The sequence below is a fragment of the Pseudonocardia parietis genome (assembly GCF_017876315.1).
GTDB lineage: Bacteria > Actinomycetota > Actinomycetes > Mycobacteriales > Pseudonocardiaceae > Pseudonocardia > Pseudonocardia parietis.
Genome location: NZ_JAGINU010000001.1, coordinates 5614421 through 5629978, shown reverse-complemented (window position 1 = coordinate 5629978; position 15558 = coordinate 5614421). Strand labels below are relative to the sequence as shown.

At 69.3% G+C, this 15558-nt stretch carries 11 protein-coding genes and 1 pseudogene; 4 read left to right on the top strand and 8 right to left on the bottom strand.

Features of this window, described 5'->3' with window-relative positions:
• Positions 1 to 4 precede the first annotated feature (4 nt).
• The 5 genes from JOF36_RS26360 to JOF36_RS26340 form a co-directional block, all read right to left on the bottom strand.
• Complete coding sequence (locus JOF36_RS26360; protein ID WP_210031935.1) at positions 5 to 1003, bottom strand: FecCD family ABC transporter permease; 999 nt, start codon at positions 1001 to 1003, stop codon at positions 5 to 7.
• A gap of 28 nt (positions 1004 to 1031) precedes the next feature.
• The gene (locus tag JOF36_RS26355; protein ID WP_210031933.1) at positions 1032 to 1910 is read right to left on the bottom strand and encodes an ABC transporter substrate-binding protein; all 879 of its coding nucleotides are present in this window, start codon (positions 1908 to 1910) and stop codon (positions 1032 to 1034) included.
• 591 nt (positions 1911 to 2501) lie between these two features.
• Complete coding sequence (locus JOF36_RS26350; protein ID WP_210031931.1) at positions 2502 to 3812, bottom strand: MFS transporter; 1311 nt, start codon at positions 3810 to 3812, stop codon at positions 2502 to 2504.
• 158 nt (positions 3813 to 3970) lie between these two features.
• Positions 3971 to 5191: an acyl-CoA dehydrogenase family protein gene (locus JOF36_RS26345; protein ID WP_210031922.1), complete on the bottom strand. Its 1221-nt coding sequence runs from the start codon at positions 5189 to 5191 to the stop codon at positions 3971 to 3973.
• 37 nt (positions 5192 to 5228) lie between these two features.
• Positions 5229 to 6689: a type I 3-dehydroquinate dehydratase gene (locus JOF36_RS26340; protein WP_210031920.1), complete on the bottom strand. Its 1461-nt coding sequence runs from the start codon at positions 6687 to 6689 to the stop codon at positions 5229 to 5231.
• Between the two features lie 636 nt (positions 6690 to 7325).
• Between JOF36_RS26340 and JOF36_RS26335 the strand changes: the two genes are divergently transcribed.
• Entirely contained in the window at positions 7326 to 7886 is a 561-nt protein-coding gene (locus JOF36_RS26335; protein ID WP_210031918.1) for a Chromate resistance protein ChrB, read from the top strand.
• 179 nt (positions 7887 to 8065) lie between these two features.
• Positions 8066 to 8755 (top strand): hypothetical protein, encoded by a 690-nt coding sequence (locus tag JOF36_RS26330; RefSeq protein WP_210031916.1) that lies wholly within the window; start codon positions 8066 to 8068, stop codon positions 8753 to 8755.
• Between the two features lie 172 nt (positions 8756 to 8927).
• Here JOF36_RS26330 and JOF36_RS39435 read toward each other — a convergent pair.
• The 3 genes and pseudogenes from JOF36_RS39435 to JOF36_RS26315 all read right to left on the bottom strand — a co-directional run.
• Positions 8928 to 9392: pseudogene (locus JOF36_RS39435) on the bottom strand (transposase family protein); the annotation flags it as partial.
• A 565-nt stretch (positions 9393 to 9957) separates the two neighbouring features.
• Positions 9958 to 11454, bottom strand: a complete 1497-nt coding sequence (gene zwf / locus JOF36_RS26320) for a glucose-6-phosphate dehydrogenase (protein ID WP_210031900.1) — start codon at positions 11452 to 11454, stop codon at positions 9958 to 9960.
• A gap of 111 nt (positions 11455 to 11565) precedes the next feature.
• On the bottom strand, positions 11566 to 12036 hold the full coding sequence (locus tag JOF36_RS26315; RefSeq protein ID WP_210031898.1) for a ribose-5-phosphate isomerase: 471 nt from the start codon (positions 12034 to 12036) through the stop codon (positions 11566 to 11568).
• A 557-nt stretch (positions 12037 to 12593) separates the two neighbouring features.
• Here JOF36_RS26315 and katG point away from each other — a divergent pair.
• Both katG and JOF36_RS26305 read left to right on the top strand, forming a co-directional pair.
• Positions 12594 to 14795 (top strand): catalase/peroxidase HPI, encoded by a 2202-nt coding sequence (gene katG / locus JOF36_RS26310; RefSeq protein ID WP_210031896.1) that lies wholly within the window; start codon positions 12594 to 12596, stop codon positions 14793 to 14795.
• 306 nt (positions 14796 to 15101) lie between these two features.
• A complete protein-coding gene (locus JOF36_RS26305) occupies positions 15102 to 15557 on the top strand; it encodes an MSMEG_3727 family PQQ-associated protein (protein ID WP_210031887.1) in 456 nt (151 codons plus the stop codon).
• Position 15558 lies beyond the last annotated feature (1 nt).

The window sequence follows — 15558 nt, the reverse complement described above, 5'->3', positions numbered from 1 at the left end:
CCATCTACCGCCGTGCCTTGGATCGCGCCAGATAGATGAAGAACGGCGCGCCGATGAGGGCGGTCGTTACGCCGACCGGGATCTCCTGCGGCCGTAGTGCAATACGCGAGACGATGTCGGCACCCAGGAGCACGATCCCTCCGACGACTGCGGAGTAGGGCAGGATCCAGCGATAGTCCAGACCGACGAAGAAGCGCACGGCGTGTGGCACGACGAGCCCGATGAAGCCCACCGGACCTGCCACGGCGACGGCGCTGCCCGCGAGCAGCACCACCGAGAGCGCGGCAAGAGACTTCGTGAGCCCGGTCGTCTGCCCCAGCCCGGTGGCCACCTCGTCACCGAGCATCAGTGCCGTGATCCGACGGCTCAGCGCCAGCGAGAGCAGGAGTCCGACGCAGACGTACGGCGATATCTGCTGCAGCAACGCCAGGTCGCGGCCGAGCAGCGACCCGGCCAGCCAGAACCGAATCGTGTCCAGGGTCTGCTCGCTGAGTATCAGCATCGCCGTCGTGAACGACGACAGCAGTGCCGCCACCGCTGCCCCGACGACGGCCAGCCGCATCGGGCCCATCTCGCCGCGCCCCCCCGAACCGATCCCGTACACCAGCGTGGCCGCGACCGCCGCTCCGACGAAGGCGACCAGCGCGTACGTCGACAACGACGTCGTCCCGAACACGAACACCGCCGTCACCACAGCGAAAGCCGCTCCGGCGTTGATTCCGAGGATGCCCGGATCCGCCAACGGGTTGCGCGTGAGCCCCTGCATGATCGCACCGGCCACAGCCAGGCTGGCTCCGACCAGCGCCGCACCGAGTGCACGTGGAACCCGGATCGTGCGGATGATGAGGTCGTCCCGCGAACCGTCGTAGTCGGCGAATGCCCGCACCACGTCCATCACGCCGATCCGGGCCGCCCCGAAGTGGATGCTGGCGACCAAGCCCACGACCAGCACCGCCGTGCAGACCACCAGCCCGAGAAGCAGCGCGTACCGCGATCGCAACACTGAGATGAGCCTGCCTGATTCAGATCGGTCAGTTCGACGGACCACCGGTTCCCGGATCGACGCCCGCCGCACCGCCTCCCTCCGGAGCTCGGCCGTACAGCATTCCGGTGCCCTCTTCTGCGATCAGTTCCATCGAGACCAGGCCCCTGGAACGGGTCCACAACGCGCGGTCGACCGGATAGACGTCCCCGGTTCGCACAGCGCGCAGACTCTGCCAGACCTCTGATCCCTCCCAGTCGTCCATCGTGGTCTCTGCGTCGGTCATGACGAACAGAACGTCGGGGTCGATTTCTGCCAGGCCTTCTAATCCGACCGAGGAGGAGTCCGAGTCCGCGGGGAACGCTGCCGCTTCCGGTGCATACGGCACCCCCACCCGTTCGAGGACGTCGGCCACGTAGGACCCTTTCCCCTGGATCTGTGCGGTACCGCGTTCCCGGGGGATGATGGCAAGGGCCTGGCGGTTGTCGCCTTCGGGAACCGTCCGGGCGAACGCGTCCAGTCTTCCGTCAAGGCGGTCTATCTCTGCGTTCGCCTCGTCTGTCCTGTTGAGGGCCTCCGCGACCTTCCGGGTCACGTCCAGGGTCTCCTGGTACCCGGAGTACCGGACCGTGAACACGACTGTGGGTGCGATCGCACTCAGTTCCTCGTAGATCCCCGCGTGACGATCGTTGTCGGCGATGATCAAATCGGGTTGGAGGTGCGCGATCTGCTCCAGGTCGGGCTCCGCCCGGGTCCCGACCGACTGCCACTCGCCGATCCTCTCCCGCACTTGCGGGATCAGGTTCTCCGGATCTCCGTCGTCGACCACGCCGACCGGGCTCACGTCCAGAGAAGCCAGCATGTCCACGTAGGGGAACTCGAGCGCCACGACCCGCTGGGGCCGGTCGGGCACCATGGTCTCTCCCATGTCGTGCGCGATGGGCCGGGTGGCCCCGGCCGTGTCGCCGCCGCCTCCCCCTGCGCACGCCGTGACCAACAAGAGAACGGCGGCCAGTAAGGAGACCGTTCCGATTCCACGTCTCCCACGGTTTCCGATTCGACTACTCATCGTTGAGCAAGCTCCATCCTGAACATGATCGTTTACGTTGTCGTCTGGCGCCGGACCGGGCCACAGTGCGCCGGATCCGGTGATCAGGAGGCGAACGGTCCCGCAGGGCCGACCAACAGGGTCGGACCGATTTTCTCCGGCGTGACGCCCGAGGCGTCACCGGGTGATCCCGCGGGCTACGAATGCACCGAGGAGCGGCCCGGAGCCCGTGGGAACAGAGCCGACCTGTGGCCGGTGACCGCCAGGTCAAGCATTGTGTTCTGCGACCCGATGACGCCCCCCATGGTTTCCGGGCGCTACGGGACGGCCCCGGGACGGCTGGTTGTGATCTATGCCCGTAACGATCTTCGCTGACGCGATCGCAATTTTGCAACGGTCTGGTGCGATGGCGGCCGAGTTCTCCCAGGCCGGCCGATGCCGCTGGGACGCCGTCGACGGGCCGCACCCTGGTCACGATCGTCCGAGTCGTAGCCGCCCAGCGGGGCCGCGGCGCGCTGCTCTTCTCGGGGCGGCCGACCTCGGCGCGGTCTGGCGCCGGGAGGCGGGCCCGACCGGCCTGGTCAGGTACACCGCCACGACCACCAGTGCGGGCAGCAGGCACAGGACCAGGAGCGTCGGCTGGTACGAGCTCGACCACACCCTTCCCAGTGCGAGGACGAGCGGGCCCAGCGCGGAGGCGCCGATGATCACCGCGTGCACCGTGCCGCGCAGGGTAGCGAGGTGACCGGAACCGAAGCCCTCGTTGAACACGACCCCCTTCAGGGTGCGGATCCCGCCGATGCTGGCGCCGAGTGCCAGGCCGTAGACGACGGCAGTCCAACCCGGGCGCACGCCTCCGGCGCCGACGGTGGCGAGGGCGAGCATCACCATCACGGCGACGATCAGTGCGCGGTCGCCGACGTGGTCGGCCAGCCAGCCGAACAGAAAGCTGACGAACAGCCCGGCGAACAGCTGCGGCACGAAGTTGGCCGCCGCCTCGGCGACGCTCAGACCACGCTCCCCCAGCAGTGACACCTGGTGGAAAGTCAGGGCGGTGGTGACCAGGCTGCACACGCCGGTCCCCGCGATGACGATCCAGAAGACCGAGGTCCGCCCGGCTTGCCGTAGGGTCCGGTCGGCGGCGGAGCTGATGGCTCCGGCCGGCGTCCCGGGCTCCGGCCCACTGGGTGTCAGGTCTCCAGGGGGGCCTGTGCCCACCGCGAGGTCGCCGCTGGTGCGCACCCGCCGTGGCAGGACCAACAGCGCAGCGGGCACGGTCACGGCGAGGACGGCCCACCCCTGCAGCTGCCACACCGTGCGCCACCCGAGATCACTGATGAGGTGCTCGAGCCCCAGCGGAGCCAGCGAGATCACCGACGTGCCCACTGCGGTGACGATGCCGATCGCGAGTCCCCTGCGTCGCTGCATGTAGACCGCGACCGCGGTGGTGGCCGCGAGGCTCAGAGCGCCCTGCCCACCGATGCGGATGCCGACAAAGGCCGCCGTCAACCCGACGATCTCGGTGACGGTGGCGGCCGCCAGCAGGATCGCCCCGAAACAGCATCCGATGACGGCCATGACGCGGCGTGGCCCGAAGCGGTCGAGCATCCTCCCCAGCCACGGCATCGCCAGCGCCCCTGCCAGCGAGCCGATCGCATAGGCCGTGGCCACCGACCATCGGGGCACCTCGAGGGATGCGATCAGCGGGTCGACGAACACCGAGACGGCGGCGGTCTGTCCCGGTGCGGTCATGGCGAGGGCCACCGACGCGGAGCTGATCACCCGCCTGCGATAGCCACGGGGGGCGTTCCCGGGCCCGTCTCCCGTACCTGCCGGGGTGGACGGACCGGAGGCGATCGACACGAGATCTCCTGTCAGGGTCGACGTGCGGTCGTTCTCTCGGGCACGCGCGGTGTTCGGTCAGGGCGTGGCGGACCCGGTCAGGGTTTGAAGAACGAGGAGTCGTGGGTGTACCCGAGCGCTGCCCGCCCGATCGTCGCCAGGACGTGGTCGTCGTTGTCGTGGCGCGCGTAGAAGGTCAGATCGCGCAGGAGCCGTTCCACGGGGCTGGGCCGCACCAGGCTGCGGGCCCCACAGGCGCGGACGCAGTGGTCGACGGTCTCCAGCGCGAGGTGTTCGACGAGGTGGCGGGCGCGGTTGCCGGCGCTCCGGGCCTCGCGCCGGTGCCCGCTGTCCCAGAGCCGGGCCACGTGGGCCAGCCAGAGGTGTGCGGTGTCGATGTTGACCGCCATGCTCCCGACGCGCTGCTGGACGTAGGGGTCCGCGGTCTTGTCCTGCCGGAGCAGGTACTCGAGCGCGTAGTCGAAGGCGCCCTCGGCGGCGCCGAGGAAGCTGGCCGCGTAGTGCGGGGTGAAGGCGCTCTGCCAGCCCTGGTGCAGGTAGGCGCCCGGTTCCCCGATCACGTCCGCGTCGGGCAGGAAGGTCCCGTCGAACGTCACCACATGGCTCGCGGTGGCGCGCATGCCGATCGGGTCCCACCACGACTCGTCGACGGTGACCGAGGGATCGGAGAGGTCGCACGCCAGCAGGAGCAACCCCTCGGCCGGGCCGTCCGCGTGCCGGGCGCCGCCGGGCCCCGCGGTGTTGACCAGGAGGATGGCCCGGTCCGCGCCGGTCGCGCTGGTAGCGAAGGCCTTGGTGCCCTCCAGGACCCAGCCCCCGTCGGCCTCGGTGATGATCGTGCCGAACGCGGTGCGCTCGCCCGGCTTGCGCGCCTGCGGCTCACCGCTCCAGGCGACCCACTTCTCTCCGCCGTGCACGATGCCTTCGAACCAGCGGGCCCGCTGCCGTTCGGAGGCCAGCGCGTCGAGGAGCACGAGCGAGTTGGTGTGCCCCTCCCAGCACCGGCCGAGGGAGAGGTCGGCCTTGGCCAGCTGCTTGGTCATCAGCCACAGCGGGAGCGTGTCGCCATGGAGCGGGCCGAGCCCCAGACCGCCGTGCTCGACGGGGACGGTGGCCGCGTTCAGCCCGGCGGCCGCCAGGTCGTCGAAGTCCTTGCTCGGGAACGCCGCCGCGCGGTCGTACTCGTCCGCTCGTTCGGCGCACGCGTCGGCGATGTCGCCGACGCGTGCGAGCAGTTCCCGGTGCCGAGGGGCGAGGGTCTCCAGCCACGTCGCCTCCGAGGTACGGTCGATGCCCACTCGATGATCCTTTCCAGCCGTAGGTGACCCGGGCCTGTCAGTGAGATCGGACATCGCCGCCCCGGGGGGTTCGCCCGGCCTGCAGCAACGCTCGGGTCTGCTCGGTCGGGATGTGCCGTCCGGTCATGAGGTGGAACTGGCAGCCGGCGTCGGCGAGCAGCACGTCCCACCCGTCGACGACGGCGAGTCCGCGCTCGCGAGCCTCGCTGCTGACCGCGGTCTCGTCAGGGGCGTAGACCATGTCCACGACGACCGCGTCGTCGGGCAGCTCGGCCGGCCGGAAGGGTGCCCGGTCAGTCATCGGCGTCGCGTGTACGAGGAGCGAGTATCGGTCCGCGCGGAACTCGTCGAGGGGAATGAATCTGAGGCCGAGCATCTCGGCGACCGACCGTCCGCGGCCGCGGTCGCGGTTGACCAGCACCGGCTCGGCGCCGCACCCGGCGAGCGCGAGGGCGGCGGCGCGGCCGGCACCGCCGCAGCCGATCACCGCGGCCCTGCGGCCGGAGACGGGCTCGTCGACACCGGCCAGCGCCGTGCTGATCGCGGGGCTGTTGGACGTGTCGGCCCGCCAGGAACTCCCCCGTCGCACGAGGGAGTTCGCGGCCCCGCAACCGCGTGCCGCCGGACTCGCCGTACCGGCGGTGGCCAGGGCCGCCTCCTTGTGCGGGGACACCACGGTGGCCGCGCGCATCGGGGTGCCGAGTGCGGTCAGGCCGGACTCGGCCACCTCGTTCCAGAAGGCCGCGAAATCCTCCACCTGGAAGGGCAGGTATAGAGCGGGGATGCCGAGCGCGCGGTAGCCGGCGTTGTGTGCGCGCGGCGACTTCGATGCCAGTACCGAGCGGCCGACGATGCCGTTCACGGTGTCGAGCGGACGCAGACGGGGGAAGCCGTAGTCGCCCACCAGCTGGTCGACGGTGGGCACCTCGGGGTCGTCGCCGTCCAGCCCGCCGAACACGACGGGGGCACCGAGCCAGGGGGCCAGCAGACGGCTCCAGAACCCGGCCGCGCCGGTACCGAACGCCGTGACGTCCGACCGCCCGAGGGCGTGGAGGAACCGCAGCGGCGCCAACGCCTGCTCGGCCCGGGAGACGGCGGTGGTGAGCAGGTAGAGCGCGGCTCCCGCGTCGGCCATGCGGCCGAACCGCTGATGGAGCGTGCCGTGCTCGGCGGCGGATCCGTGCCAGGAGATGCGACGCCGGTGCGCCGGGATGCGGGTGAGCAGCTCGGGGACCAGATCGTGGTCGGCTTCCAGGTCGACCACGTCGTAGCGCTCGGCCGCGGCGAGCAGGCGGGCATGCCGCACGTCCGTCGGGCCCTCGAACCTGCCACCGCGGTCACGGCTGCGCAGGCAGTACACGAGACGGCCGCCGAAACGGCACCGCAGCCAGGACGGGTCGATCTCCCCCAGAACGTCTGCCCGGACCTCGACCAGGTCCGCCGCGTTCCGCAGCGCGCCCAGTTCGACTCCACCGCGGGACGGTGGAGTGCCGAGCACAGCGATGATGGCAGCACAGCCCCGTTCCCTCTCCGAACTACCGACACGTATCAACGTCGCCTCCCGGTTGTGGATGGTGCGGAATCGGATGAGAGCATGTTTCGGTATGCCCGGAACGGATCGAAATGGATGAGGAATCGTTGGCACGAACCTGCTGTGCCGATCTGGATGATTCGTGGTTCAGGATCGGATCGACTTCGGCGCCGTGCAGTGGTCATCACCGCGTCGACGGACGTTCGCCCGGTGGACGCGACCATGCACCCCTCTCCCGGATGGAACCGTCATCTTTCTGTCGCTGAGATGTTGATCGAAATTTTCGGCCCCATCAACGCCCCGAGGACGAACGAGGGTCGATCCGTGACCACCGGGCGACTCCGGTAAACGGGCGGGGATCCGTTACCGCGTCGATACGAATGGGTGAACCCGCGGGCGGGGGTGCCGGCAATCGTTCGCCGGTCATCAATTAGTACTAACCGTGGTTAGTTTCTGTACGTCACACCGCGCGCATTTCCGGTTTCTCGTCCGGGGCACCCATTCGGTCTGGGGCATGGACCTCGTGGGGCCGCTCGGCGATGGACGCCGCCGGACTTCGGTGGTCGATGACGTGACCGGTTACGGGGTGGCAAGGTGCAGCAGGTGATCGAAGACGCCTCCGACGACGAGACCTGCCCCTCGGGCTGGCTGCTGCTCGTCTACCGGATCCCGCGCGAACCGAGTCGGCTGCGCGCGGGCGTGTGGCGGAGACTGAAGAGCATCGGCGCGGTCTACCTGCAGAACTCGGTCGCGGTGCTGCCCGAGTCGACGGTCCACGAGCGTGTGCTCCGCTCGCTGCGCAAGGACATCACCGAGCTGGGCGGCACGGCACACCTGATGCGGTGCGAGGTCCTGGCCGGTGCGGGCGAGGTCGTCGCGACCTACAACACCGCGCGCGACGAGGAGTACGAGGAGATCGTTGACCGCTGCCGCGGGTTTCGGGCCGAGATCGACAAGGAGGCCGCCGCCGAGAAGTTCACCTACGCGGAGCTGGAGGAGAACGACGAGGACCTCACCAAGCTCCGGGGCTGGTTCGACAAGGTCCGCCTCCGGGACTCGCTCGGGGCCCGCCGACGGGCTGCGGCCGAGGAGGCGCTGCAGAACTGCGTCGCAGCGCTCGACGGCTTCGCCGACCAAGTCTATCTGGCCGAGGACGGCCATTGACCGCGCGTCGCCCCTGTCATGGCGGTGGGCGTAATGGCTTCGCCGAATCGTCCTTAGGTGTTCTTCTCCCGAGTAACGGCTGAGCCCCAACCCGAATGGCTTGGATTGGGGCTCTGACCTGTGTGGATGAAGCACCCTGAGTTCAGTGGAGGCTGAGCTGACGCCGTCGGAGGTGTGTCATGACGACCCGTGTCGTGACCGTGGACGACGTCCTCGACGGGCACGTCGGCCTGGATCTGGAGTGCTTCGACCGGATCTATCTCAACGGGTGGGCGCACAACCTGCAGGTGTCCGGCCAGGTGGTCAACTTCTTGACCACCATCTGGGGTTCCCGATCCCGTCCCCGGCGACTCTGGAAAGATCGGGCTGCGGTTCCGCAAAACGGTCACCGAGTTCGCCGCGACCGCCGATGTCCCGGTGATCCGCTTCGCCAAGAGCGAACGCAACTCGACGTGATGCGCCCGCACCTGGACCGGCTCGTCCGCGAAGGCCGGACCGGGGTAGCCCCGATCGGGCTGGCCCAGGAGCTCCAGCGAGTGTTCACCGGGAGCACCTATCACCCGGATGCCGACGGTGGCGGGCTGCCCCGGTTCGGCTATCACAAGGCCGACCGCCGGGCACCGCGTACTACTTCTACCTGGTCGACGATGCATTCGGGCCGGCGTTCGTCAAGGTCTGCGCGTACTTCCCGTACCCGGTCAAATCTGGCTGAACGGGCACGAGTACGCCAAGCGCGCCGCCGCGGCGGCGCGGATCGGGTTCACCGAGCTGGACAACGGGGGTTCACCACCAGCGACGACCCGGCCGGGCTGCAACGCATCTGCGAGAGCCTCGGGCCGGGCGCGATCCGGGTGTTCTGCGAGCGCTAGTGGGCCCGGCTGCCGCTGCCGCTGCCATTGACCGATGCCGCCCGGGCCGGCGGGTACTGGTCTCGGGTTCCGCAGCTGATGTTGACCCTGGACACGGAATCTAGGGTGTGACCCGGGGGAACGCGAGAAACTGCCTGGACAGGTGTTGTCCAGGCGGTGGTGTTCGTGCTGGTCAGGGCGTTGCAGGTCGCCCGAGTTCGATGATCTTCTTCGGTGTGTCGACGCCCAGCTTGGTGAGGATGTCGCGTTGGGCGGCGGACAGCTCGGTGCGTTGCCGGAAGGTGCCGGCGGGGCCTTCGAAGGTGCTCTCGCCCTCGTAGCCGAGGTCGGCGAGCACGACGTGGGTTTGGTCGGTCCAGTCGTCGAGGGTGTCGAGGAGTCCGTGGTGGGTGCGGGCGCAGGTGGTGTCGTGCTCCCGGCCGGGACGGACCGGCGAGGTCCACAGCGGCCACCCGTCAGATGCGGTGAGGAGCTGGATGTTCGCGCCGTGGCGGTGGTGTTCGCCCGACCACCACAGATCGATCCCGGCGTTGGGCCCGAGGGCCCTGGAGCGATCGGTGCGGATCAGGGTGCCGTCGAGATGGACGTGGGTGTGCCCGGCCGCTCGTGTGGCCAGCAGCGCACCGTGCAGGCCCGGTCGCCGCGCCCGGCCTGTGCGATGACATCGCGGCTGAACAACGACAGCTCCATACCGGCCCGGCCCTGGGTGGTGCCGTCGCACATGGCGGCACACCGCCGGCGACCTGCACAACCCCGCCGGCATCGCGCGCCGCCATCTTGATCATCTCTGGGTGATCGGCGAAGGGCTGGTGCGCGGAGAGCATGTTGTTGTAGGAGGTCACGACCGCGACGCGCGCAGGGGCCCCGTCCCGGCCGAGGACGAGCAAGCGCGATCGATCGTGACCTCCGCAGGCCCCCACGCCGTGGGCGAGATGAGCGCAGCCCAGGCCGGACCGGACCGGCCCTGCTCGCGGCAGGCCGCCGCCTCGCGGACCTGGTGCAGGTAGGCCGAGCGCCGGGACGTTACGGGCGCGGAGACGGGCGATCACCGCGCACACCGTCGGGTGCAGATCGGGCCGTCGGAAGTTGGGGAAAGAAGCTGGTCATGTCCCGTCGGTCCTCTCGTGGGGACGGATGACGGGCAGCACGTGCACCAGATGCACCGGTCGACCGGCCGGAGAAGTGGAGGTGGCCGGTTCGGGTCACTCGCCTTCGTCGCCGTGCCAGGTGCGGCCGTCGCGCTCGATCAGTGCGGTGGCGGCGACGGGGCCGGAGGTGCCGGCCGGGTACGGGCGGGGGCCACGGGGGGTTCCGCGCCAGGCATCGAGGATGGGTTCGACCCAGGTCCAGGCGGCCTCGATCTCGTCGCGGCGCATGAACAGGGTCGGGTTGCCGCGCAGGACGTCCATGAGCAGCCGCTCGTAGGCGTCGGGCAGACGCTGGTTGAAGGTATCGGCAAAGCTGAGGTCGAGCGCCGCCGGGTGCAGCCGAATACCGCCTGGTCCCGGGTGCTTGGCGGCCAGATGCAGCCGGACGCCCTCGTCTGGTTGCAGCCGAAGCACCAGTCGGTTGGGCGGAGCGGTGGCGCCGTCGAGCTGAGGGAACACCGAGTGCGGGACCGGACGGAACTGGACCACGATCTCCGAGGCCCGTCGGTCCATCCGCTTACCGGTGCGCAGATAGAACGGCACTCCGGCCCAGCGCCAGTTCTGCACCTCGGCGCGCAGTGCCACGAAGGTCTCGGTGCCGCTGGGGCCGGAGGGCTCGGCGCCAGCCTGCTCGAGCTCAGCCCGGTAGCCGGGCACCGCGGTGCCGTCGACGAGACCGGGCCCGTACTGGCCACGGACGGTGTGGCGGTGCACGTCCTCGCCGGAGATCGGGGCGAGCGCGCGGAGCACCTTGAGCTTCTCGTCGCGGACGTCGTCGCGGTCCAGGCCTGCCGGCGGTTCCATCGCGACCAGACACAGCAGCTGCAACAGGTGGTTCTGCACCATGTCGCGCAGCGCACCGGAGCCGTCGTAGTAGTCGGCGCGGTTGCCGGCCCCGACCGACTCGGCCACCGAGATCTGCACATGGTCGATGCCGGTGGCGTTCCAGAGCGGTTCGAACAGGCTGTTGGCGAACCGCAGCACCAGCAGGTTCTGCACCGTCTCTTTGCCCAGGTAGTGATCGATGCGAAAGATCTGGTCCTCGGTGAACACGGCCCCGACCTCGTCGTTGATCCGGCGCGCGGAGGTCAGATCGTGACCGAGCGGTTTCTCCAGGACGACCCGGGACCGCTCGTCGACCAGGCCGTTGTCTCGCGCGCGGACCGAGACCGGGCCGAACAGTCGCGGCGCGCAGGCCAGGTACAGCACCCGAATCCGGTGATCGGGCGGTCCGAGCAGGTCGACGAGGTCGCCCCATCCCTCCGGGTCGGTGACATCGAGAGTGATGTGGTGTAACCGAGTCAGGAATCGGTGATCGGGGGAGGCCGGGTCGTTGGACCAACCCCCAGCCACGGCCCGCAGCTCCGCGGTGACCTTGTCGCGGTAGCCGGCGTGATCGAGCCCTGCGCGGGAGACCGCGAAGATTCGGGTGTCGTCGGCGAGCTGACCGGCTCGGTCACGGTGGTGCAGAGCGGGGAGCAGCTTGCGCATCGCCAGGTCACCGGTCCCGCCGACGACGATGATGTCAGCGGAGTCGGGTGCGTGCGACATGGACAGCCTCCTGAGGCGGTGGGAGCGATCCGGCCAGGGGCGGACCCCCAACCCAGTACGGAATGTGAGGGTTACAGTTCAGTACTTCCAAGGCCGCCTCCGCGGCAGTGATCATTCTCCGGGCAGCGTGGGCGGTTCGCCGGTGCGCTCGTACTCCGTCAACAGCGCGATCCGGCGCTGGTGGCGACCGCCCTCGAACTCCGTGGTGAGGAAGGCGTCCACGATGCGCTCGACCTCCTCGACCGGGTGCATCCGGGCGCCGATCCCGGCGAGCAGCGCGTTGTTGTGCCGGCGGGCGAGCCGGGCGGTGTCGACGTTCCACGTCAGTGCGGCACGGGCGCCGGGCACCTTGTTCGCGGCGATCTGCTCCCCGTTGCCGGAACCGCCGATGACGAGGCCGAGACTGCCCCCGTCGGCGACGACCCGCCGCGCCGCTTCGACACAGAACGTCGGGTAGTCGTCGTCGGCGTCGTACGCGTGGGGGCCGACATCGACCACATCGTGGCCGAGGGCGGTGAGGTGCCCGACGAAATGGTTCTTGAGTTCGAACCCTGCGTGGTCGGAACCGAGGTAGATGCGCACAGCGGCAGTCTATGCGCGGGCTCGGTGGGGCCGACATGGAAAGTCTTTATAGCTGCAGTGGAAGTCTTTATGGCTCGTCGAGCAGCTTGCGGCGACGAGGCCGCCCGAGGCCGCCCGAGGGGAAACGAGGCCGGTGTGGACTTCCGGTACGTGCCGCGGGCCGCCGATGCCGGCGTCCCCTCCACTCGTGGGCCCCGAGCCGCCGTTCGGCACCGATTGCAGGCCATTGATTCGAGGTCTGTTGCGGCGGCTCCGTGCGGTCGAGGAAGGTCGTTCGGGACCGCGGAAATCGTGGCGTATTTCTCGGGTTCGCGCGGATCTCGACAGCGAGGAGGAAGAAAATGAAGTGGGAAACTCCGGAGTACACGGTCCTCGAGGTGTGCGCTGAGGTCACCGGGTACTTCCACCGGGGCTGACGGCAGGAGCTCCAGGGCTCGTTCTGTTCGGCTGAGTCGACGCAAGGCGCCTGCCTTGCGTCGACTCTCTCGTGGCGGTTCGAGCGGTTCAGGGTGGCCGGCAATGGCGATGTCGCCGTCGGCCGATCGGGGAGGACAACGATGCCCGAGCATCCCGACACGTACGTCTACCGCACCTACGACCGGATCCTGGACAGCACCCGCGAGCAGGCGGAGAGCGGCCGTGCCTGCGGATGGTGGCCACACCGTGTCGACCTGACCCCGTTGCGCAGGCACCGGCCCGCGGACGCCGGATACGCCGATCGATTCAAATCGCTGGATCTCGACGAGCTGGCCCGGGACATCGACGAGGTGCTGACGACGTCGCAGGACTGGTGGCCTGCCGATTTCGGACACTACGGTCCGCTCGTACTGCGCATGGCCTGGCATTCCGCCGGTACCTACCGCGTCGGTGACGGCAGAGGCGGTGCAGGCGCCGGGATGTTGTGCTTCGCCCCGCTCAACAGCTGGCCGGACAACCGCAACCTGGACAAGGCGCGCCGGTTGTTGTGGCCGGTGAAACAGAAGTACGGGCGCCGGATCTCCTGGCCGGACCTGATGGTCTTCGCCGGCAACCGGGCACTGGAGTCGATGGGCTTCACGACCTTCGGGTTCGGCGGCGGTCGCCCGGAGGTGTGGGAGCCCGACGAGACGTACTGGGGGCCGGAACGCAAGTGGCTGGCCGAGGAGCGGTACCGCGGCCTGCACGAGCTCGACGATCCGCTCGCGGCCACCGCGATGGGGCTCGTCTACGTCGATCCGCAGGGACCGGCCACCAATCCGGATCCGGTGCTCTCGGCCCGCGACATCCGCCAGACCTTCAGCCGGATGGGGCTGAACGACGACGAGACGGTGGCGCTCATCGCGGGCGGGCACACCGTCGGCAAGACACACGGCCCGGCGGACCCGAACGTGACCGGGGGCCCCGAGCCGGCGGCCGCACCGCTGGCCGCGCAGGGCCTGGGCTGGCTCGGCGGGCACGGCTGCGGCATCGGGGCGGACACGGTCTCCAGCGGGCAGGAAGGCATGTGGACGCGCACGCCCGTCCAGTGGGACCACACGTTCTTCGAGACGCTCTTCATGTCCGCGTGGGACATCGAGCTCAGCCCGGCCGGCCAGTGGCAGTGGATCCCGAGCGACGGTCAGGGCGAGGGCACCGTGCCGGACCCCTTCGACCCGGACACGACACACCGTCCGGTCATGCTCACCACGGACCTCGCCCTTCGGGAGGACCCGACCTTCGAGGCGATCTCACGGCGCTTCCTGGAGCATCCGGACCAGTTCGAGGACGCGTTCGCACGGGCCTGGTTCAAGCTGACGCACCTCGACATGGGCCCGATCGACCGGTACCTGGGCGCGCTCGTCCCGGCCGAACGGCTGATCTGGCAGGACCCGGTGCCGGTGGCGGACCACGACGTGGTGGACGCCGACGACGTCGCCGCCCTCGCACTCGAGATCCTCGGATCCGGCCTGACAGTGGCCCAGCTCGTCGCCACGGCGTGGGCGTCGGCGTCGACGTATCGCGACAGCGACAAGCGGGGCGGGGCGAACGGGGCACGGATCCGGCTCGATCCGCAGCGCGGCTGGGAGGTCAACGAGCCCGAGCAGCTGGATGCCGTCCTGCCCGTGCTGGAAGCGATCCAGGAGCGGTTCAACGCCTCTGCTCCGGGAGGCAAGCGGATCTCGATGGCCGATCTGATCGTGCTCGGTGGGTGTGCCGCGGTGGAACACGCCGCCGGGGCCGGTGGCCACGAGATCGAGGTTCCGTTCCGCGCGGGACGCACCGACGCGACCCAGGAGTGGACCGACGTCGAGTCGTTCGGGGCGTTGCGGCCCAGGGCGGACGGCTTCCGGAACTACCTGGGCGCCGACTGTGGCGTGCCGTCGGAGCATCTGCTGGTGGAGCGGGCGAGTCTGCTGACACTGAGCGCGCCCGAGATGACGGTGTTGATCGGCGGGCTGCGGGTGCTCGGCGCCAACCACCGGGGTTCCCCGGTGGGGGTGTTGACCTCGACGCCGGGATCGTTGACGAACGACTTCTTCGTCAACCTGCTGGACGGGGGGACGCAGTGGGCGCCGAGGCGGCACGGGGACGGCCCCGAGGCGATCTACGAGGGCCGCGACGCGGGCACCGGCGACGTCACGTGGACCGCGAGCCGCGTCGACCTCGTCTTCGGTTCGAGCTCCGAGCTGCGGGCGCTCTCGGAGGTGTACGCGAGCGACGACGCGGGGGGCAAGTTCGTCCGGGACTTCGTCGCGGCATGGGTGAAGGTCATGGAACTCGACCGGTTCGATCTGGCCTGAGCTGTATGGGACATCTGATTGTTCCGGGTGATTCCCGGGTCCGTTCCGGCCCGCCGACGCGGCCGGTACGAACGGTATGTACTTCCGGGCGAACGGTGGATTCGGCCCGGGTAGCGGTGCGGGATTCCGGAATGGCTCATCCCGGGGTAGCGTACTGATCAGTTACAGGTTCTGCGGCAGAGAACAGAATCCGCGTCTGTAACCGGCGTGCCGCATCAAGCTGGAGCGTGGCGCAGCGTTCACTCGCAGGCAATTCCGCGAACCAGCCGATGTGCTCATTTCTCGATGAAGAGGAGGTGGAGTTCGATGACGATCGCCCAGGAACGAGAGGATCTCCTGTCCGAAATCAGCGGACAGAACAAGGCGACCATCGGCGCCGTGCTCGGGACCGGCTCGATCGCCAAGGCGGTCGAGCGTCCCGACGGGACGATGGAGGCGACCATCAGGATCCCGGAGGACGCGATGGTGTGGGAGCCGGGGGTCCTGATCATGCCGCACGGCGGCATCCTCGAGCTGACGATCATCAACGACGACAAGAACACCCACGCCTGCCTGCTGCCCAGCAACGGCGACAAGCAGTTCATCGGCCTGCTGAACCATTCCAAGGGCAGCGCGACGCTCGAACTGGATGGTCCCGGCTGCTACTGGTACGGCTCGCCCGCCGGCAACGACGAGGGCCGGGGGCTGACCGCCGCCATCGTCGTGACCGGCGAGGTGCCGCCGGAGGCCAAGCTCGACCGACCCGCCCAGCCGCGGCCGTAGA

Excerpts from the sequence above, each read along its gene's own strand:
- katG (WP_210031896.1), top strand. The coding sequence starts at position 12,594 with ATGCCCGAGCATCCCGACACGTACGTCTACCGCACCTACGACCGGATC.
- JOF36_RS26305 (WP_210031887.1), top strand. The coding sequence starts at position 15,102 with ATGACGATCGCCCAGGAACGAGAGGATCTCCTGTCCGAAATCAGCGGA.
- JOF36_RS26330 (WP_210031916.1), top strand. The coding sequence starts at position 8,066 with ATGACGACCCGTGTCGTGACCGTGGACGACGTCCTCGACGGGCACGTC.
- JOF36_RS26355 (WP_210031933.1), bottom strand. The coding sequence starts at position 1,910 with ATGGGAGAGACCATGGTGCCCGACCGGCCCCAGCGGGTCGTGGCGCTC.
- zwf (WP_210031900.1), bottom strand. The coding sequence starts at position 11,454 with ATGTCGCACGCACCCGACTCCGCTGACATCATCGTCGTCGGCGGGACC.